The organism is Bradyrhizobium oligotrophicum, from assembly GCF_051168495.1.
Taxonomy (GTDB): domain Bacteria; phylum Pseudomonadota; class Alphaproteobacteria; order Rhizobiales; family Xanthobacteraceae; genus Bradyrhizobium; species Bradyrhizobium oligotrophicum_A.
Genome location: NZ_JBNPVB010000007.1, coordinates 296928 through 314364, shown reverse-complemented (window position 1 = coordinate 314364; position 17437 = coordinate 296928). Strand labels below are relative to the sequence as shown.

The 17437-nt window shown below is 64.3% G+C and carries 21 protein-coding genes; 10 read left to right on the top strand and 11 right to left on the bottom strand.

The genetic code is table 11. The features are described 5' to 3' along the window. Window positions 1–226 precede the first annotated feature (226 nt). A complete protein-coding gene (locus ACQR1B_RS16530; RefSeq protein WP_434832571.1) occupies window positions 227–1201 on the top strand; it encodes a quinone oxidoreductase family protein in 975 nt (324 codons plus the stop codon). Between the two features lie 94 nt (window positions 1202–1295). Here ACQR1B_RS16530 and ACQR1B_RS16525 read toward each other — a convergent pair whose 3' ends face one another. After that, entirely contained in the window at window positions 1296–1574 is a 279-nt protein-coding gene (locus tag ACQR1B_RS16525) for a hypothetical protein (protein WP_434832570.1), read from the bottom strand. 144 nt (window positions 1575–1718) lie between these two features. Beyond that, a complete protein-coding gene (locus ACQR1B_RS16520) occupies window positions 1719–2336 on the bottom strand; it encodes a LexA family transcriptional regulator (protein ID WP_434832569.1) in 618 nt (205 codons plus the stop codon). Between the two features lie 150 nt (window positions 2337–2486). On the opposite strand from ACQR1B_RS16520, the gene ACQR1B_RS16515 reads away from it, so the two are divergent. The 3 genes from ACQR1B_RS16515 (at window position 2487) to ACQR1B_RS16505 (ending at window position 4337) form a co-directional block, all read left to right on the top strand. Beyond that, a complete protein-coding gene (locus ACQR1B_RS16515; protein WP_434832568.1) occupies window positions 2487–3017 on the top strand; it encodes a GcrA family cell cycle regulator in 531 nt (176 codons plus the stop codon). A gap of 55 nt (window positions 3018–3072) precedes the next feature. Continuing rightward, entirely contained in the window at window positions 3073–3672 is a 600-nt protein-coding gene (locus ACQR1B_RS16510) for a DUF6456 domain-containing protein (RefSeq protein ID WP_434832567.1), read from the top strand. 248 nt (window positions 3673–3920) lie between these two features. Then, a complete protein-coding gene (locus tag ACQR1B_RS16505; RefSeq protein WP_434832566.1) occupies window positions 3921–4337 on the top strand; it encodes a hypothetical protein in 417 nt (138 codons plus the stop codon). A gap of 57 nt (window positions 4338–4394) precedes the next feature. Here ACQR1B_RS16505 and bamA read toward each other — a convergent pair whose 3' ends face one another. Next, window positions 4395–6716, bottom strand: a complete 2322-nt coding sequence (bamA, locus tag ACQR1B_RS16500; protein ID WP_434832565.1) for an outer membrane protein assembly factor BamA — start codon at window positions 6714–6716, stop codon at window positions 4395–4397. 236 nt (window positions 6717–6952) lie between these two features. Here bamA and ACQR1B_RS16495 point away from each other — a divergent pair, with 236 nt between their 5' ends. Beyond that, window positions 6953–8008 (top strand): hypothetical protein, encoded by a 1056-nt coding sequence (locus tag ACQR1B_RS16495; RefSeq protein WP_434832564.1) that lies wholly within the window; start codon window positions 6953–6955, stop codon window positions 8006–8008. Window positions 8009–8318: 310 nt separating this feature from the next. On the opposite strand, the gene ACQR1B_RS16490 is transcribed toward ACQR1B_RS16495, so the two are convergent. Further along, window positions 8319–8552, bottom strand: a complete 234-nt coding sequence (locus ACQR1B_RS16490) for a DUF6894 family protein (protein WP_434832563.1) — start codon at window positions 8550–8552, stop codon at window positions 8319–8321. A 435-nt stretch (window positions 8553–8987) separates the two neighbouring features. Here ACQR1B_RS16490 and ACQR1B_RS16485 point away from each other — a divergent pair, with 435 nt between their 5' ends. Further along, window positions 8988–9176, top strand: coding sequence for a hypothetical protein (locus ACQR1B_RS16485; RefSeq protein ID WP_434832562.1), 189 nt, complete (start codon window positions 8988–8990; stop codon window positions 9174–9176). Window positions 9177–9178: 2 nt separating this feature from the next. On the opposite strand, the gene ACQR1B_RS16480 is transcribed toward ACQR1B_RS16485, so the two are convergent. Genes ACQR1B_RS16480 through ACQR1B_RS16465 form a run of 4 tightly spaced genes read right to left on the bottom strand, consistent with a single transcriptional unit; the run spans window position 9179 to window position 12283 of the window. Then, a complete protein-coding gene (locus ACQR1B_RS16480; RefSeq protein ID WP_434832561.1) occupies window positions 9179–9505 on the bottom strand; it encodes a cupin domain-containing protein in 327 nt (108 codons plus the stop codon). Further along, window positions 9502–10257: a YqcI/YcgG family protein gene (locus ACQR1B_RS16475; protein ID WP_434832560.1), complete on the bottom strand. Its 756-nt coding sequence runs from the start codon at window positions 10255–10257 to the stop codon at window positions 9502–9504. The genes ACQR1B_RS16480 and ACQR1B_RS16475 overlap by 4 nt, the downstream gene beginning before the upstream one ends. 23 nt (window positions 10258–10280) lie before the next feature. Continuing rightward, window positions 10281–11573, bottom strand: a complete 1293-nt coding sequence (locus tag ACQR1B_RS16470; RefSeq protein ID WP_434832559.1) for an MFS transporter — start codon at window positions 11571–11573, stop codon at window positions 10281–10283. Further along, window positions 11573–12283, bottom strand: a complete 711-nt coding sequence (locus tag ACQR1B_RS16465; RefSeq protein ID WP_434832558.1) for a hypothetical protein — start codon at window positions 12281–12283, stop codon at window positions 11573–11575. The genes ACQR1B_RS16470 and ACQR1B_RS16465 overlap by 1 nt, the downstream gene beginning before the upstream one ends. A gap of 66 nt (window positions 12284–12349) precedes the next feature. Between ACQR1B_RS16465 and ACQR1B_RS16460 the strand changes: the two genes are divergently transcribed. From ACQR1B_RS16460 to ACQR1B_RS16450, 3 genes are all read left to right on the top strand, one after another. Continuing rightward, the gene (locus tag ACQR1B_RS16460; RefSeq protein ID WP_434832557.1) at window positions 12350–13369 is read left to right on the top strand and encodes a GlxA family transcriptional regulator; all 1020 of its coding nucleotides are present in this window, start codon (window positions 12350–12352) and stop codon (window positions 13367–13369) included. 204 nt (window positions 13370–13573) lie between these two features. Beyond that, window positions 13574–13861, top strand: a complete 288-nt coding sequence (locus tag ACQR1B_RS16455; protein ID WP_434832556.1) for a hypothetical protein — start codon at window positions 13574–13576, stop codon at window positions 13859–13861. A gap of 91 nt (window positions 13862–13952) precedes the next feature. Continuing rightward, entirely contained in the window at window positions 13953–14306 is a 354-nt protein-coding gene (locus ACQR1B_RS16450) for a phasin (RefSeq protein ID WP_434832555.1), read from the top strand. A gap of 94 nt (window positions 14307–14400) precedes the next feature. On the opposite strand, the gene ACQR1B_RS16445 is transcribed toward ACQR1B_RS16450, so the two are convergent. Further along, complete coding sequence (locus ACQR1B_RS16445) at window positions 14401–14715, bottom strand: c-type cytochrome (RefSeq protein ID WP_434832554.1); 315 nt, start codon at window positions 14713–14715, stop codon at window positions 14401–14403. A gap of 149 nt (window positions 14716–14864) precedes the next feature. Next, window positions 14865–14999: a hypothetical protein gene (locus ACQR1B_RS16440; protein WP_434832553.1), complete on the bottom strand. Its 135-nt coding sequence runs from the start codon at window positions 14997–14999 to the stop codon at window positions 14865–14867. A gap of 906 nt (window positions 15000–15905) precedes the next feature. On the opposite strand from ACQR1B_RS16440, the gene ACQR1B_RS16435 reads away from it, so the two are divergent. After that, window positions 15906–17060, top strand: a complete 1155-nt coding sequence (locus ACQR1B_RS16435) for an OpgC domain-containing protein (RefSeq protein WP_434832552.1) — start codon at window positions 15906–15908, stop codon at window positions 17058–17060. A gap of 12 nt (window positions 17061–17072) precedes the next feature. Here ACQR1B_RS16435 and ACQR1B_RS16430 read toward each other — a convergent pair whose 3' ends face one another. After that, window positions 17073–17333, bottom strand: coding sequence for a hypothetical protein (locus tag ACQR1B_RS16430; RefSeq protein WP_434832635.1), 261 nt, complete (start codon window positions 17331–17333; stop codon window positions 17073–17075). Window positions 17334–17437: the final 104 nt, after the last annotated feature.

The window sequence follows — 17437 nt, the reverse complement described above, 5'->3', positions numbered from 1 at the left end:
GGCTCGTCCTCCGCGATGTCCCGTGAACGCCGGAACGGCGGACGTGGTTCCTGACTAGCGGGGGGCATCCGGGGCGGCCATCGAAGACGATTGCCAAGCGGCGGCGAGAGCCGCTACCAAATGAGGCGGTCTCGGTCGCGTCAGAGCGAAACTGCCGGCACAGGCAGGGTAGGCCGCGGCAGGGCGGTGCGACCTCTGGGCGTCCAACAGGGAGGACATGCGAGACATGACGAACGCCATACGCTTTCACAAAACCGGCGGCCCCGACGTCCTCGTCTGGGACGAGGTCGATGTGGGCAAGCCCGGGCCCGGCGAGGCGCGGATCCGCCAAACCGCGGTCGGCCTCAATTTCATCGACATCTACAATCGCTCGGGCCTCTATCCGGTCCAGTTGCCGAGCGGGCTGGGCAGCGAGGGCGCCGGCGTCGTCGAGGAACTGGGAGAAGGGGTCACTGACCTGAAGGTCGGCGACCGCGTCGCCTACGGCTCGTCACCGCTCGGTGCCTATTCCGAGGCGCGGCTGATGCCGGCCGCTTCGCTGCTGAAACTGCCGGACGAGATCGACGACAAGACGGCGGCCGCGATGATGCTGAAGGGCCTGACGGCGCAGTACCTGATCCGGCAGACCTACCGCGTCAAGGCGGGCGAGACCATCCTGCTGCATGCCGCTGCCGGCGGCGTCGGCCTCATCCTCAGCCAATGGGCCAAGCATCTCGGTGTCACCGTCATCGGCACGGTGTCCAGCGACGACAAGGCGCAACTGGCCAAGGCGCATGGCTGCGAACACACGATCGTCTATACGCGCGAGGATTTCGCCGCGCGTGTGAACGAGATCACCGGCGGCAAGAAGGTGCCGGTGGTCTATGATTCCGTCGGCAAGGACACGTTCCTGAAGTCGCTCGATTGTCTCGCGCCGCTCGGCTACGCCGTGCTGTTCGGCCAGTCCTCCGGTACGGTCGATCCGCTCAATCTCGGGCTGCTCGCCCAGAAGGGCTCGTTGTTCGTGACCCGGCCGACGCTGTTCACCTACGCAGCCAAGCGCGAAAGCCTGGTCGCCATGGCCAACGAACTGTTCGACGTCGTCAAGTCCGGGGCGGTCAAGATCGAGGTGAACCAGACCTATCCGCTCAAGGAGGCGGCGCGGGCCCACGCCGATCTCGCGGCCCGCAAGACGACCGGGTCGACCGTCCTCCTGGTCTGATCCTGCGGAAGTCCTGGCTGGTGGGCGGCAGCACGGGCGAGCCCGTCTGCCAGCCTCTGACCGGAGGCGGCAATCACGACGGTTCGTCCTGCCGTCAGCCGGCCGGCTCGTGCTTGCGGAGGTCACGGAGGTGATCGAACCGCGCCGCCTGCAGGTCTGCATCGGGCGCGTCGATCTCGGGCAGGGCCGCCTCGGACAAGACGTCCGCGGTGACGTCGGCGACGGAGTGGTCGACGATCTCGTGGATGAAGCTGATATTGGAATATTCGCCCGACGCGATGCGCGCGACGACGTCGCGCCGGGTCATTTCGGGGTCGACCACGGCCTCGCGTCCGCGGCGGCCGTAGTCGATCATCACGACGAAATACTGCATGGAGCGCCAGTTCGCCTTCGGCTGACTGTCATGGCGCTCATTATTTCTGTAAATCAGAATTTTGTCAAGGCAGATTCGTCGGCGCGATGGGGCGGGAGGAGGGGGGCAGCGGCGTCCCCTCGCACCCGACCTTGTTTGGCGCCGTCACTTGTTGGAGGCGCGGGAGCGCGACTTGGCGGCCGCCTTGGCGCGGATCCGCGAAATCTGGCCGCGCGGCAGGGTCACGAAGATCTCGCCGATCCATTCCAGCTTGACCCCGACGATCGGCTTGGCATTGAAGCTCTTCAGATTGACCACGGACGGCGATTTGCCGCGCTCGATCGTCTTCAGATAGCGTTCGCCGGATTTGAGGCGCACCACGGCCTCCTCGCCGTAGAAGCTCGACAGCGGGTGGCGCTGCTCGCGGTAGACGACGATGACGTCGCCGTTCTCGTATTTCGGCAGCATCGAATCACCCGACACCTCGAAGGCGATCGTCTCTTCCGAGATCGGAAAGGGCAGGGCGACCTCGCCCATGCCCTCGACCGGCACCTGCTCGTAATCAGGCTCGATCACCGAGCCGGCGCCGACGCGTCCCATCACGGGGACGGAATTCAGCTCCAGATATTCCGTGATCAGCGGAATCTCGGCGGCCTTGATCAGGCGCTGGCCTCCGAGGATCTCGGAGACCGCGCCCGGGCGCACGCCCATGGCGCGGGCCAGCCCCCCTTTTGTCTTTCCCGGCTTCTCGAGTGCACGCTCGATCATGGCGACGTCCAACATGGCATTGACCTCTTTTGCGAATCCCGGAAACGAGTATATGTTTCGCATTATCAGAATTCAAGCTTGACTTTTTCTTCGGAATATCGGAAGTTTGGGCGTCGGGCGAGCCGGCCTGTCCCGAATGGCCCGATCCGGAAGAAAGAGGCGAGAATGCAGTCCACCGATTGGCCAGACCACCATTCCAAGATGCTTTGCGAGCTCCATGCCAAGGGGCTCTCCTATGCCGAGATCGCGCGGGCCCTCAATGCGCAGTTCGGAACCGCCTATACGCGCAATGCGACGCTCGGTCGCGGCAAGCGAATCGGGCTCGTGGCGCCCGTCGCCCCGAAAATTGCCCGCTCCCAGGCCCGGCGGACGCCGGCTACGGCTGGCGCCGGGCGGCGGAGCCCCGAGTCCCCTGCGAGGGCGGTCGCGCTGCCCCCGCCGAAACCTGCGGCTCGCGTCAAGCTGCGCTGCGTCGGCATCAGCCCGCGTCTGCTGTCGTTCGAGCAGCTCGCCCCCGATGACTGCCGCTACCCCTATGGCGGCGAACGGGACGGCGATGCCATCACGTTCTGCGGCCATCCACGCCAACAAGGGTCCTGCTACTGCACGCCGCACTACGATCTGACCCGGACGCCGCCCGAAGAGACCGCTGCGCGCCCGGCCGGGCCTTCGCTGCGGCTCGTCGCCGCCGCGTAAGGCGCCCGCGACTTCGACCAGACCTCATTCCCATCGAATTTTTTGGAGACGAGACATGGCGCGCCCCCGACGCAGCAAATCCCATCGCACGTCCAACACCCATGATCGCCGCGCACAAGACCTGCCGCGGAACGCGGATGTCGTCCCGGTCGAGATCGACGATCCGCTGGCGCTCGAGCCGGGCGAAAAGATCGTCGCGCTGCGATCCGTTCGCAACGATCCGTTGGGCCGGCTTCACGCGCACAAGCAGCTCGACGACGCCCAATACCGGGCCGGACGTGCCTTCCAGAACGATTGGGAGCGGGCGGAGCGGGGACCGCAGGCGATCGATCCGTCGCGCGAGCATGTCGACGGAGCGCGGGGACGCGAGCCGGTCACGGAAGGCCAGAGGCAGGCCGTGTTGCGGCTGAACCGGGCCGAGCGCGAACTCGGTGCCGACGGAGCGGCGATCACCCATGACATCCTAGTGCACGGTCTGACGATGGAACAGGTCGGCCACAAGCGCGGGCTGGCCAGCCAGCGCTGGACCGACTATTTCGCCCGCCGCTTCAAGGAGTGCCTGGACCGCCTGTCCGTGGTCTATGGTTTTTCCACCGACCGCGTTGCCAGGAAACATGATCCGGCCGTGCGACCGCGGCGGCCGGCTGACATCTGACGGACCATCCGAGCGCCGCGCGTGCCCTCGTCGATCGGCGTGCGCGGCGCCCAGCTACTCTTCTGCGTGAGAATGCTGTGCGATCGCATCGCGCCGTCAAACCCGCAGCGAGACATGCGACAAGAGCCACGTCTTGGCCCGTGGGGCTATCTGTCCGCCGTCCGGCCCGCCCTGCACGGCGTTGATTCAGGTCAAGCGGCTGGCCACAGCCTGTTGTAGTCGGAACGTACGAAGAGACGGAGGACACGATGTTCAGTGGTCGATATCTGTTCCATTCGCCCGGCGCGAAGACTGCGCTTGCAGCAGTCGCGGCGGTGATCCTGACAGCAAGCGCGCCGGTGCCCGCGTTCGCGTGGACGGCAGGCCCGGCCGGTGAGAAAGCCGCCGCGAAAGCGGCGGCCAGCGATGTGACCGACCTCAGCGCGCGCCGACGCTATCGCCGAGTCTACAGAGGCAATCCGGCCGCGGGCCTCGCCATCATGGGCGCGATGATCGGGACGATCGGTGCCATCGCTGCGCACCAGCATGACGACGACTATTATTATGGGCCGGGCTATTATCCCGGGCCCGGCTATTACGGGCCGCCGCCGGTCTATTACGCACCACGGCCCTACTATGGCCACCCGTATTACGGCCCGCGCGTGCACTACTACTACCCGTACTGACACAGACCAGGCAGGCCACGTCGAGCCGCGCGGCCCGGGCCTGCCACGGCCCGCGGTTCAAAAGCCGCCGGCGCTGAAGCGCAGCGGCTGGACCACGTCATAGGCGGCCTTGCTGATCGGCACCGCGTAGTCGACCGTCAACGGGCCGAACGGCGATGCCCAGGTCATGCCAACGCCGACCGAGGATCGCAGGACATTCTTGTTCGCGACCTGCACGTTCTGGGTCGAGCCGCGATAACCAAACACGGTGCCGGCGTCGACGAAGGCCGATGCGCGCAAGCCGTATTCCTGAGGCAATCCCGGAATGTTGCCCTGCAGCTCGGCGGTCGTTGCCCAATAGAGACTGCCGCCGACATTGTCCATGGTCGATCCCGGCGTGAGATCGCGCGGTCCAAAGCCGCCGGGCGCGAAGCCGCGCACCATCGTCGGCCCACCAAAGAAGCTGTTGAGCAGCGGCGCCTGCTGACCGCCGAAGCCGGTGATGTAGCCGCCCTGGCCGCGGACCATCGCGGTCAGATCGCCGTTGATGGCACGATAATAGCGGACATCTGCGGTGGTTCGCAGGAAGCGGACGTCGCCGCCGAGGCCGGCGAGATCCTGGCTCAGCTGTGAGCGGATGCCGCTGGTCGGGATCTTGGTGTTGTCGAGGGTGCTGTAGGTGACGGTATTGCCGATCTGGGACACCGTCTGTCGTCCCGCGGCGACCGCCTGCCGGACCGGCACGGACACCGCGGCTGGCGAGACCCCAGGTGCGAGCACCACCTTCTGGTCGTAGAGCGAATAGCGCCACAGCATCGCGGTCTGCTCGCTCACCGGCATGCCCAAGGTGAGCGCGCCGCCATAGGTGTTGCTGCCGAAGGACTGGAACGTGCTGACCATGCTCTGGCGCGCGAACAGTTCGACGCCGGGTGTCGTTCGGCCGAGGGCGTAGGGCGAGGTGAACGACAGGTTGGCGCCGCGCGCAAACTGCCCATAGGTGAACGTCGCCTGCGCCGTGTTGCCGGTGCCGAGCACGTTGCGGTCGCCGATCTTGACCTCGGCGAGCAGCCCGTCCGTGGACGAATAGCCGCCCGAGACGTTGAAGTCGCCGGTCGCCTGGTCGATCGCCTCGACGTCGAGCACCACGCGATCCCGCGACGAGCCGGGGCGGGTCGTGATCTTGACGGTCTTGAAGTAGTTGAGGTTGCGCAGCCGCCGTTCGGCGCGGTCGACCAACGTCTTGTTGTAGGCGTCGCCCTCGCCGATGTCGAACTCGCGGCGGATGACGGCGTCGCGCGTATTCGTATTGCCGTGGATGTCGATGCGTTCGACATAGCTGCGCCGCCCTTGCTCGATCTGGAAGGTGACGTCCGCCAGGCGGGCCTGCGCATTGCGAGTGATCCGACGCTCGGCCTGGGCGAACGGAAAGCCGAGCTTGCCCAACTCGGCGCTCAAGGCTTCCGCGGTCTTGTCGAGCTTGCTTTCGTCGAACATGTCCCCCTGCTGTGCGAGCAGGACAGGGCGCAGGCGGTCGCAGGCGAGCCCTTGCACATTGCAGGTGATTTCGATCGCGCCGAACCGGTAAAGCGCGCCTTCATCTATGGTGAAGCTCAGATCGTAGCCGCTGTTGGCCGCGTCATAGTCGACGCTCACATGCGTGACCTCGGCATCGGCATAGCCGTGGTTTCGATAGTATTGCCGCAGCAATTCGCGATCCTCGTTGACGCGGTCGGCGTCATACACATTCCCGCCGGTGACGAAGCTCAGCACGTTGGTCGCCGAGGTCTTGATCACCGCGCGCAATTGCCGTGCGCCGATGGCGCTGTTGCCGACGAAGCCGATCGTCCGGACGGGCGTCTTCCTGCCTTCGGTGATGGTGAAGACGAGATCGACGCGGTCGTTGCCGCGGTCGATGATATCGGGGACGACACGGACGTCGTCGCGTCCGACGCGATGATAGGCCTGCAGAATGCGCGCGACGTCACCCTGAACGGTCGCGCGCTGCAGGCCGGCTCGCGGCTTCGACAGCACCGCGCTCGCGAGGTCGGCATCCTTCACCTTCTTGTTACCCTCGAAGGCGACGCGATCGAGCACTTTTGCTTCCCGTAGTCGGACGACGATCCGGCCGTCGGTACGACTGATGTTGACATCGTCGAACAGTCCCGTCGCGACGAGGGCTTTCAGGCCGGCGTCGACCGCGGCCGCGTCGTAGCGGCCACCGGCGTCGGGATGGAAATAGGACCGTACGGTCTCGGCATCGACGCGCCGATTGCCCTGGATTGCAAGGGGTTCGGCAGATGCCGCGATGACGGGTGACGTCAGCAGGGACAGCGCCGCAGCGAGCATCGGGACCTGTCGCGATCTGCCGAAGCGAGGGTGACAGCGATCCCGGGCGGTCATGATGTGCGCTCCTGCCTGCTCGTCATCGCCGTGATGCAAGAGCCGGTGGACGGCCAAATCATGTCGGGGCTGTGAAGACTTGGCGGCCTGCGATCACAGCTGCGAACCGGTGCGTCTGGAACCGATACTTGTCGCACAATCGACGCAGAGTCGATCCAAACGGCTGATAACTACCGTCAGCTCACGCGCCAGCGTGGGCCGAGATCGAGATAGCGAACGTTTGTCGGGAGCAGATCATGCGCGCCATCGCTCTGGCCCTCATCGCTTGTACCTTCGTTCAAACGGCACTTGCCGCGGCGGTCGTCCCCGAAATCGATCCGCGCGCATCGCTCGGCGTCGTTCAGAACTGGATCTACAACTACCGGACCAAGCCCGACTACGCCCATGTGCCGGCGGCGGTCCGCGTGCTGTTTCACTCGCAGACGTTCAAGGAGCCGGAGAATGCCGGCATTTATCTTGGCTTCATTGCGGGGGCGATCGGCTCCAATCCGGCCAAGGCGGAGCAACTCGTCAACAGCTTCTTTCCCGTGCCTCCCGAGGAGGAGTGGGTCGTCGTGCGCGCCATCGCCTATTCGGGCATTCCGGACTGGCGCAATCTCCTGCGCAAGGTCGCGCCGAAGATGCCGGGCCGCCGCGTCATGATCGACGGCTATCTCAGCGGCGCGCAGCCGACCCTGATGGACATTCCGCTGGAGGACGCCAAGCCGGGCATGATGGACAAGCTGCGCGGCGCGTTGACGCAGAATCCGTTCAAGAAGGAGGAGCGCAAGCTGGATACGCGGCTCACCTACGCGACTCACCAGGATCTGCTCGACATCCTCTGGGGCTACTACTTCGCGACCGGGTCGCGCGTTCCGATCCAGCGCATCGTCCAGATGCTGCCCTGGTCCAAGAGCCGTGACACCGTCGACAAGCTGACCGTCGGCAGCATGGCGCGCTACACGCTCGCCAGCTACTCGGTGCGTGATGCCGCCCTGCGCGACTATCTGCGCGAGGAATTGGCGCGGCAGTCGGGCCCCGTCAAGGAGCCGTTGCGGGAGGTGGTCGAGGCGGCCGACACGGTGCAGCTCGGCGCCGTGCGCAGGGATGCCGTCTCGGCGGTCGAGGAGCTCAAGACCAAGGGCTCGGATGCCCGGCGCAACACGGATTTCTGGGGACAACTCGGCGTCGGCGCCCTGGCGCTCGGCTGCGTCTCGGCCGCCGCGCTCGGGCAGGTCGCCGTCGGCATCCCCTGTGTGATCGGCGGCTCGGCGTCGCAGGGGCTGCTGTCGTTCTGGGAGAAACAGCAATAGGCCGTCTGATCGGGCTGCGCTTCGGTCGTGACCCTATGGCCAGGAAGGGAAAGCAATAGCAAGCTTCGGCTGACGGTGAGCCCTCAGCTTCAGCCCGTCGTCGCATGGTTAGGTGACTTCAATATGAGGCGCAGCCAGAATGGTCTTGCGTCGCGTTTGTCGGAAAGGTCCGGTCCCAAGGGCGACGGCCGGTTTCAGCCTCGTCGCGCGCCGCCATTACCGCACTCAATGGTTGAGTCGCATCTCGTTTCGTCTACGAAAAGTAGAAAGTATCGTCGGCGGCCAGTCTTTGCCGGCGCCCTATGGAAAATCACGACAGGCTGGCTTTCACCACGGCCGGGTACACCTGTTCGCGGTGAATCTCAGCACCGGAGTCGTCGACAACCACGATCGAGAGTCTGCGGTCGGTGATGCGGGGATCATGACGGAGCCGCCGGGCCAGGTCCCGGCTGTGCTCGATGGCCCCCGCGCTCGTCGCAAATTCCAGACCGGTCCGGTCTCTGGTCGGAATGCCATCCTTCATGTCGAAATAATAGGTGCGCATGGTCTTCCTACAACCGCTGTGTCGCGGGAGTGGGACGTGGCGCCAAGACGGCATCCGCGACCCATCGTCCTCCCGCTCAAACTATAGAAGACCTCTAAGATGGAGGACAAGCTTACCTCTGCCGTATTCCCCTTCCGTCGTTCGGTAAACGGCCGTTTTCGCTGGCATGGTGCGCCAGAAACTGCCAGAACGCTCAAATTGTGCTGATGAAATCGACCGTTTGGTCAGTTCGGCTTGCTGCGGGAGTTGTTCGCTGGCATACTTTCAACCTCATCGGGTTCCGCTCGGTCGATCTCCAAGCGGGCCATCCTGAGGATGAGGGTTGCGGTCGTCAGACCGAGACTCTCGGCCTCGATTGCTGCAGTATCTACCTTGCGTGCAAGGCCTTCACGTTTGCTAAGGACTGGCATTACTGTTTCCTGCCAAAGGTGCGAGATGAAAAATCCCACATTCATCGCGGAGCTGCACACGAAGCTCGGAGCCCCATCGAGCGAAGCCGTGGAAAGCCTTCGTTTACTTAAGGCGTTTCTGCAGCTGGCCCCCGGCCAGCGCATCGAAGTGATTGAAATGGTCGAGCGGTTGACATCGGCCTCCCATCGGGAAACCGATCGCCCCCTGTCCTGATCTCATCCCCCCTGACGGCAAGCATTAGTTGCGACTTCGCCCATCGCGATCGCATAAATTGCATCTTCCAGCGCTTCCGATTCGTGCAATGTGCCGGCCGGCAACAGGATCTTGTCGCCTGGCGCGCAGACGCGCTCGCCGCCTTCCCATCGAAACGTCAGCTTCCCTTTGATCACCACGAGGATCTCGTCCACCGGGTGCGTGTGGAAGGCATGAACCTTGCCGGCCGCATCATGCTGCAGCTCGATGCAGCCCTGGGTCGGCAACAGGGCGAGGATGTCGGGATCGATGGTGAATTGGGTCTTCGTTCCGGCGATGATCTGGGTCATGCGGCTTGCTCCTTGTCTCCGCTGGCCGATGGCTTGGCCTGGGCGAGCTTGTGAAACGGGCAGGCTGGCGGCGGCTGGTTGTCGTCGTAGAGGAAGTACTGCTTGAACTCGCGCCCCTCCGGATTGCCGTAGCGCCCCAGCAACGGGGAGGCCGCCGTCGTATCGAACGGGACCAGCCGCTTGCGCACTTCACCGAAGGCCTTGTCGGCCGCCTGTTCGGTGCCGAGCATCCGTTCGAACACCCAGCGCGGCTGGAAGGTGAGCATGAATGCGCTCGAGCGCCGGCTCTGCCGCATCACATGCGCGGGCGTGCTGCAGACGACGAAGATCGGCTCGCCCGCAAACGAGAATTCCCACATCGGGTCATCGACGGTCTCCGGAATTTCGGCAGGCCAGGGCTGCTTGTCGATGCGCGCCAGCTGATCGAGGATCCGCCAGAACTTCTTGTAGTATGCGTCGAGCGTCTGCACCGGGCGCGGGCGCGTGAACAGGACGAGCGACGTGTTGGGCCCGTGCGAACGGCTTTCCGAGACGAACAAAGCGAGCTGACGGCCGAGGGTTTCGATGTCGATGGGATCAAGAAACAGGTAGCGAAGCTGGTCGTGACGATAGCCGGTGACGCCGAACACGCATGGAAAGGGTCTTGCTTCGCTGCTCATCTGGGCTTCGAATTCCGAAAACAGGACGCTCTGCCAGCTTCCGACCGGATGCCCGGATCGGACTTCGTCCTTTCTCAAATACAAACGCGACATACTGACCCTCTCTGTTTTTATACTTAACTACGAACTATCAATTTGCGCCTCATCATCAGCGGCCCAAGGATTCCAGGAAGCGACATCACGAGAAGAATTTCGATCAGGGCGGCGTAGCCGGAATCGTTGGCGATCGTGTGCAGGCGCGATCCCGCGTCAGACCCGATGCCGCTTGCGCTCACCATGGCAAAGGCGATCACCGGCTGGGCAAGGCCGGCAAAGATGCCGGCGGACGTGGTGTTGATCGAAGCGCCCACCCCGATGCGTTCCGCCGTGTAAAGATGCTTGGTGCATTTCAGGATCAGCGGCACGGTGCCGCCCGCCACCAGGCCGAGCACGGTAAACACCGCGCCGACATAGATCAGCCCGAACGTGTGCGCGAGCGCCGGCCACAGCATCGCGACGAGCAGCATGCGCAGCAGGGTGATGCGAAACAGGGCGGTGTCCAATGAACGCGTCTTGTCGGCGACGTGTCCGAGGAAGATCGATCCGATCGCATTTCCGACCATGAAGCCGAGCAGCGGACCGCCGGCCGCCGACGGCGAGAGGCCGAAATAATGCGCGACCATCGGGATGCCCCACACGCCGGCGAGCGTCGTCACGACCGCGAAATGCGCGGCGAAGCTCATGGCGCAGCCCCAGTTCGCCGTCGATCCGAGCGCGGCCCAGCACGCCAGCAGCACGCTCTTCAGCGTCTTGCCCGCGTGGTTCGAAGCCGCAGGCTTCAACGCGACGGACGCGCAGGCCAGGTTCGCAATCCCGACGCAGGCAATGACGAGGAAGCAGGCGCGCCAGCCGAAGCCGCTGACGGCCGCGGCGAGCGGCGTGGTGGCGACCACGCCGCCGGCATAGCCCGACACCTGGGAGATGCCCGACATCAGGCCGAAACGTTCGTCGGAAAAGCTCTGGGCGACGAGCTTCAACAGCGCAGTGAACACCAGCGCGTCGCCGCAGGCCACGATCACGCGGGCGATGAAGACGTCGAGCAGGCTGGGCGCCAGCGCGAAGCCGGCGCTGCCGATCACCGATGCCGCCATGCTGCAGAGCACGACGCGCTTGACGCCGTAGCGGTCGACGAGCACGCCCGCCGGAATCTGCATCAGGGTGTAGCCCCAGAAATAACTCGAGGCGAGCATCGCGACGCCGGAGGCGTCGGTGCCGAAGTCGCGCATGAAGCTCAGACCGACGGTCTGCGGCGACATCCGTTGCAGGAAGGCGATCGCATAGGCGAACGCAACGGTTCCCCAGGCGACATAGGCGCGGTCGGCGATCCTCAGCGGAGTCGAAGCGACAGCCTGTTGTCCGAGCGCCGCCATCACACCCTCGCATAGCCGACGGAGAACAGTGCGTCCGCCGAATCCGGAATGATCCGCGACATCGCCGTCTCGACCAGCGAGGCAGTGCCGTGATAGTCCTGCCGGATATGCTCGATGTGTCCATAGGCGCCGCGCATGATCATGCGGGGCACCTCCAGCGGTTTGCCCGGATAGAGCCGGGCGCACATCTCGACGCAGGCGGCCTGCAACTCGGGGTCCGCGGCATCGTCGAGCAGTGACGGCGCGACCTTCTCGCAGATCTTGGCGTTGGCGGCCCAGACGATGGGATTGCGCGTTCGCCAGCCGTAGAGGATGCCCTCGTTGTGCGTGGCGGCGCCGGGATGCTTGAGAATCTGCGACGTAAAGAACCCATACAGGCCACGCCCCTGGTGTGCGGGCAGCACTTCGGTCCCACTGCGGTAGATGGCCAGCCGCCCCGCGACGGTCATCACGCGATAGACGGAGAAGGCCAGCAGTCCGATGTGATCGTAGACCAGAATGAGGCTGTATTTGCTGTCGAACGGCGACGAGGCCGCAGTCCAATGAGGTTCGATTGCCTTCCAGTTAATGGCAATGATCGAATTCATCGCATCCATGATCGGCTGCCGGTCGGGCGCTGCGATCTGCGATGCATCGGGAATGCTGTAGACGGTGTAGTCGTCCCAAGGCGACGCGACGGTCGGATATCGGTTGTCCAGGTTGTGCGACATCGCAATTGAACTCCAACACTGCACGCCGAGCTATACAGGCCGTGATCCGATGGCTTAAAGGACAATATGCCCTCGAATTCTGCCAACTCCTCCTGGCATGCTGCAGTGCGGCGAGACAGCGCCGAGAGGCGGCTGGCGATCTTCGCTTTCCCGGGGGTGACGCTGCTCGACGTCTCCGGGCCGGCTCAGGTCTTCGCCGAACTCAGCGAGATCGAGCTGCCGGGGCCCGGCTATGCGCTGAGCTACGTGTCCAAGGAGGGCGGGCTGGTGCCGACCGATGTCGGCCTCATGATCGACACCGCGCCGCTCTCAGCCATGAACCCGGGGGAGATCGACACGCTGCTGATCCCCGGTGGACCGGGCATCTGGAAGCTGCGCCAGGACGAAACCGCGATGCGGTGGATCGGCGAGGTGCTCCCCGGCGCCCGGCGCATTGCGTCGGTCTGCCTCGGCGCGTTCGCGCTCGCCTGGGTCGGGGCGCTCGAAGGCAAGCGGGCCGCAACCCATTGGCGCTACTGCCCGCGGCTGCAGGACAGCTTTCCGAACGTGAAGGTCGAGCCGGATGCGATCTTCGTGCAGGACGGGCGCGTCTGGTCCTCTGCGGGGGTCAGTGCGGGCATCGATCTGGCGCTGGCGATGATCGAGGAGGATTTCGGTCATACCATCGCGCTCGACGTGGCGCGCCGGCTCGTCGTCTTCCTGAAGCGCCCGGGCGGACAGAGCCAGTTTTCGACCGTGCTGGCGGCGCAGGCCTCCGACGTCGAGGGCCGCTTCAGCGCGCTGCATGCCTGGATCATCGAAAACATCGCGAGTGATCTCAGGGTGGAGACACTGGCGGCGCGTGCGGGCATGACACCGCGTACTTTTGCCCGAACCTATGCCGCCCGGACCGGCATGACGCCGGCGCAGGGGGTCGAAGCGCTCAGGGTCGAGACGGCGCGGCTGCTGCTCGAAAGCCGCCAGCTCGACGGCGTCGTCGAAGTCGCCAAGCGAGCGGGCTTTGGCGACGACGAGCGCATGCGGCGCGCGTTCCTGCGGCATCTCGGTGTGTCGCCATCCGAATATCGGCGCCGTTTTTCGGGCTGAGCGGCCCGGCCGGCGGTCGCCTCCCGTCCGTCGGCCCCGTTTCGGGCGTCATCCGTTTGCTTTCAGGTTAATCGTCCTGGTCACGTTGGGGCCGACACCGGCCATGCCGTCCGCGATCGGTCTAAGGCTTCAGTAAAATGCCGCGCGTATAAAAGCGAAAAATTGATTCAGATCCGCCTTTGCGCAAGCAGCGGGGAGAAGCCAATGCCCAATGTCATTTCTTTTCGCTCGACTACAGCCTCGCGTCGTGCCGCGATCACGACGGTGCGGGAGGACGCTATCGGCGCGGGCCGGCGCGATGCCGCTCGACCGGCAGCGGGGCTCCCGGACGATATCAGGAAGACCGTCATCCTGCTCGATCTTGCTTTGCAGCATGCGCGAGGGCTCTCGGGTCTCGTCGCGGACGAGCGCGCGCAACAGATCTTCGATCGTCACCTCGCCTCGATCGAATACTCGCTTCAGATCGCGCGCGAGCGCATGAGTGCGCCCTGATCGGGTCTGCCATCTGCCGCCGTCGCCTGCATTTGCACAGGGACGACAGCAGGCAGATGTGGTAGTTGGACTCGTCGTGGAGGACGCAACAATGACCCAAACCAAACTGGAAGTGCCCGCCGAACTGCGCGACCTCGCGGAAAAGACCATCGCGCAGGCGGAAAGGGCCTTCGAGATGTTCTTCGACGCGGCTGGCAAATCGATCGCCACGGTTCCTGGACCTGCCGCCGACATGTCCAAGCAGGCGCTCACCCTCACCGAGCAGAATATAAAGACGGCGTTCGAGCATGCTCGAAAGCTCGTCCATGCGACCGAACTGGAAGAGGCGATGCGGATTCAGTCCGAGTTCCTGCGTAGCCAGTTCACCAATGCCGGTGAGCACATGAAGACGATCACGACGGGCCTCATGTCCGCCGCGAGCAAAGCCGTCGAACCCAAGAGCTGAAGCAAAGGCCTGAAGCGAAGGCCTGAACCGTTGCAGTGCGACGTCGCCCTGAAGCGAGGTCGGCGGCCGTCGAGCCGCCGGCAGGGCATCGGTACTACTTGCGCAGCGAGCTGATATAGGCGGCGATATCGGCCGCCTCGAGCCGGTTGAGCGGGAAGCTCGGCATTTTCGGGTGCGGGTCGAGCAGGAAGAACGCGACTTTCTCCGGGGTGAAGTCCGCCTTGTGCGCGATCTGCGAGAACGACGGTACGTCTGCGCTCGCCTGTTTCTGCGTCCCTTCGACGAGGTGGCACGCGGCGCACCAGCGCCGGGCCAGGTCGGCGCCATGATCCGCATCGGCCGCCCACACCGGCGACGATGCCACCATAGCGACCGTGACCGCCAGAACTCTGATCACCAAGACGCGCATCCGGTTACTCCGATCCTGTAATGGCGAGCGCGACGTCCCGTTGAGGCGACGGCAGCTCATGAGGTGGGAAAGCGTCGGGGAGGAAGGACGATCTTCGTCATTCGCAACCCCTCCGTGCAGGTGTGCTCGATGGGCCACGCTGGCGCGTGTCAGTTGCAGCACGACCTGGGAAAATGAGACAGGTCGATCCGGGCGATGATCGCCTTCAGCACGGCGCCAAGGCGCCGCAGCAGGGACGGTCCCGACGCAGGAGCTGCCGTCAGTTCGTCTGCAACGTAGGACATCTCGCGCCCTCCATGTCGCCCCGTGTCTGTCCGCTGCGCTTGTCGACGAGATGCCCGGCGCCCGATGCTCGACATGCGTCCGCCTTTAGGCATCCGCGTCCTCGGCCAAGGCCGGCACAGTAAAGCCGGTCGGCATCGTCGATCCCATTCGAGGGCAGCGAAAAACGGAAGTTTCCATCCGTTGACCATGACGGATCCCGGCGTGATCGCCTTGATCTGTCTCAATAGACGGAGTTGCCGCTATCTGGCGATCGGCGTCGGACGCGCGAAGGAACCGCGTCAGGTCAGGCCATGCGACGGCGTCTCGACCATGTCGCGCCGGTCACCGACGACGTTTGGGGCGGTCACGGTACCAGTCGGGGTTGCACGGAGCGCGGCATCGATCTTTGACTTCACGCGCCGAGCGGCGAGGGCGGCCAGTCTGGTCTGGGTTCGTCCGCACTTGACCTGATTGCCGAACTCGTACCGCCATTCCCAAATGTCCGGTTCAGCAGTCGCCACGACCGTATATTGGACACCTCGGTGGATCACGAAACCCCCCTTTGACCTTCCACTACAAGTCAACGTCTAACGAACCTACAATCAATCCGGGCAACTACGGGACTGGAATAATTGCCAGCTTCGCGATGATAAGTTGGTTAACACCACCATGCCGGTAATCTTCCTCCGGTGCGCCAGTCTGCGTACATTTTTTGCGTGCTTTTTTGTCTCATGTCGCGAAAAAAGCGAGTGACGGAACACCTGGGGTGCGCCGCATTCGGTTTGAAGACAAGGTGCGCGGAATCTGGAAAAAGGCCGCAACGTCTCGCAGGCAACGTTCGAGTTCCGATCAGCTTGTCGCGGAGCTTTTCGAGATCAGGCGGCATCCGAAGGCAGGTCGGGTCCGCATCAGACGAGGCTCATCCCATGGACGGAGACCGAGAGCCGGCGAAGACCGGTATCGCCGCGGTCGAAACCGGCAACCGGCGTCGCGACCTCAGGCTCGACGCCTGCCGCGGCTTGGCGCTGTGGTTCATCTTCGTCGATCACGTTCCGGACAATTCGCTGGCGTGGCTGACGTTGCGCAATTACGGCTTCAGCGACACCTCCGAGGTGTTCGTATTCATCTCCGGCTATACCTGCATGCTGGCCTATGGCGGTGCGCTATCGACGCAGGGCTGGGCGACGACGGTGGTGCGCGCGCTGCGGCGGGCATGGGAAATCTACGCGGCCTTCCTGGTGCTGCTGCTCGCCTATGCGGCGCTGGTGTGGGTGGTCGGCGGCGGCACCCGATTCGTCGACGAGACCAACACCGGGTTCTTGTTTCGCGAGCCCGGTCCAACGCTGGTGCATGTCGCGCTGTTGCAGTTCGCCCCGGTCAACACCGACATCCTGCTCACCTTCGCGATCCTGCACATCTGCTTTCCGCTCGTCCTCTGGCTGATGACGACCAGCGCGACGTTGACGCTCGTTCTTTCGTTCATGCTCTACATGATGGTTCAATTGTTCAGCTGGCAGGTGCCGGCCTGGCCGAGTGGCGAACTCTATTTCAACCCGTTCGCGTGGCAGTTCCTGTTCGTGATCGGCGCTTGGTACGCGTCCGCCGGGACCGCGCGCCTGCGGCCGATCCTCAACTCACGTACGCTGCTGGTCGCAGCGCTGGCCTACCTCGCGTTCAGCCTGTTCATGGCCTTGAGCTGGGAGTTCAAGGGTCTCGAAAGCCTGATCCCCAGGGCGATCACCGGCCTGATCTATCCGATCTACAAGAGCCATCTGGCGCCCGTCCGGCTGGTGCACTTCCTGTCGCTCGCCTTGGTGGTCTCCAGGCTCGCGCCGCCGGAGTGGCGTGGCACGATCCGTCCGCTGATGACGGCCATGATCAGGTGTGGTGAGAACTCGCTCTCGATCTATTGCCTCGGCGTGCTGCTTGCCTTCATCGGCCAAGTCATGCTGGCCGACATCTCCAGCGGTCTTGCGATGCAGTTCCTGATCAGCATCGCCGGCATTGCCATCATGATCGCCGCGGCGACGCTGCTGACATGGGAATCGCAGCTCGACCGCCGTGGGCCTCGGCTGTTCTGACGTGGCCCGCGGTCAGCGCCGACGTGTGACGGCAACGCCGAACAGAAAGGCGATGAACAGGCTGGTGAGAGGGGCCTCGCGCGTGATCGCGCTCAAGGTCGACAGCGCCGTTCCCGGCCGCCTTGCGTCCTTTGCGGCCGCGCTGAGCCGGTCCACGGTGGCGCTCAGGGTTCCCATCATCTCTCCCAGGGAGTGCGACAAATCCGTCGCGGTGTCGACCGCGCGTTCGGCGACTCCCGGCTGCGGAGGTGTTTCGAACGTTTCGCTGCTCACTATCGTTGCCTTCTCGACACTCATCAGTCGGATTGAAATCCCACCCTCGGTGCAATCTGGCGGGGCTTGATCCAGGAAATGCCCGCTGACGCGATTGGTTCCGC

Excerpts from the sequence above, each read along its gene's own strand:
- ACQR1B_RS16530 (WP_434832571.1), top strand. The coding sequence starts at position 227 with ATGACGAACGCCATACGCTTTCACAAAACCGGCGGCCCCGACGTCCTC.
- ACQR1B_RS16525 (WP_434832570.1), bottom strand. The coding sequence starts at position 1,574 with ATGCAGTATTTCGTCGTGATGATCGACTACGGCCGCCGCGGACGCGAG.
- ACQR1B_RS16520 (WP_434832569.1), bottom strand. The coding sequence starts at position 2,336 with ATGTTGGACGTCGCCATGATCGAGCGTGCACTCGAGAAGCCGGGAAAG.
- ACQR1B_RS16515 (WP_434832568.1), top strand. The coding sequence starts at position 2,487 with ATGCAGTCCACCGATTGGCCAGACCACCATTCCAAGATGCTTTGCGAG.
- ACQR1B_RS16510 (WP_434832567.1), top strand. The coding sequence starts at position 3,073 with ATGGCGCGCCCCCGACGCAGCAAATCCCATCGCACGTCCAACACCCAT.
- ACQR1B_RS16505 (WP_434832566.1), top strand. The coding sequence starts at position 3,921 with ATGTTCAGTGGTCGATATCTGTTCCATTCGCCCGGCGCGAAGACTGCG.
- bamA (WP_434832565.1), bottom strand. The coding sequence starts at position 6,716 with ATGACCGCCCGGGATCGCTGTCACCCTCGCTTCGGCAGATCGCGACAG.
- ACQR1B_RS16495 (WP_434832564.1), top strand. The coding sequence starts at position 6,953 with ATGCGCGCCATCGCTCTGGCCCTCATCGCTTGTACCTTCGTTCAAACG.
- ACQR1B_RS16490 (WP_434832563.1), bottom strand. The coding sequence starts at position 8,552 with ATGCGCACCTATTATTTCGACATGAAGGATGGCATTCCGACCAGAGAC.
- ACQR1B_RS16485 (WP_434832562.1), top strand. The coding sequence starts at position 8,988 with ATGAAAAATCCCACATTCATCGCGGAGCTGCACACGAAGCTCGGAGCC.
- ACQR1B_RS16480 (WP_434832561.1), bottom strand. The coding sequence starts at position 9,505 with ATGACCCAGATCATCGCCGGAACGAAGACCCAATTCACCATCGATCCC.
- ACQR1B_RS16475 (WP_434832560.1), bottom strand. The coding sequence starts at position 10,257 with ATGTCGCGTTTGTATTTGAGAAAGGACGAAGTCCGATCCGGGCATCCG.
- ACQR1B_RS16470 (WP_434832559.1), bottom strand. The coding sequence starts at position 11,573 with ATGGCGGCGCTCGGACAACAGGCTGTCGCTTCGACTCCGCTGAGGATC.
- ACQR1B_RS16465 (WP_434832558.1), bottom strand. The coding sequence starts at position 12,283 with ATGTCGCACAACCTGGACAACCGATATCCGACCGTCGCGTCGCCTTGG.
- ACQR1B_RS16460 (WP_434832557.1), top strand. The coding sequence starts at position 12,350 with ATGCCCTCGAATTCTGCCAACTCCTCCTGGCATGCTGCAGTGCGGCGA.
- ACQR1B_RS16455 (WP_434832556.1), top strand. The coding sequence starts at position 13,574 with ATGCCCAATGTCATTTCTTTTCGCTCGACTACAGCCTCGCGTCGTGCC.
- ACQR1B_RS16450 (WP_434832555.1), top strand. The coding sequence starts at position 13,953 with ATGACCCAAACCAAACTGGAAGTGCCCGCCGAACTGCGCGACCTCGCG.
- ACQR1B_RS16445 (WP_434832554.1), bottom strand. The coding sequence starts at position 14,715 with ATGCGCGTCTTGGTGATCAGAGTTCTGGCGGTCACGGTCGCTATGGTG.
- ACQR1B_RS16440 (WP_434832553.1), bottom strand. The coding sequence starts at position 14,999 with ATGTCCTACGTTGCAGACGAACTGACGGCAGCTCCTGCGTCGGGACCG.
- ACQR1B_RS16435 (WP_434832552.1), top strand. The coding sequence starts at position 15,906 with ATGGACGGAGACCGAGAGCCGGCGAAGACCGGTATCGCCGCGGTCGAA.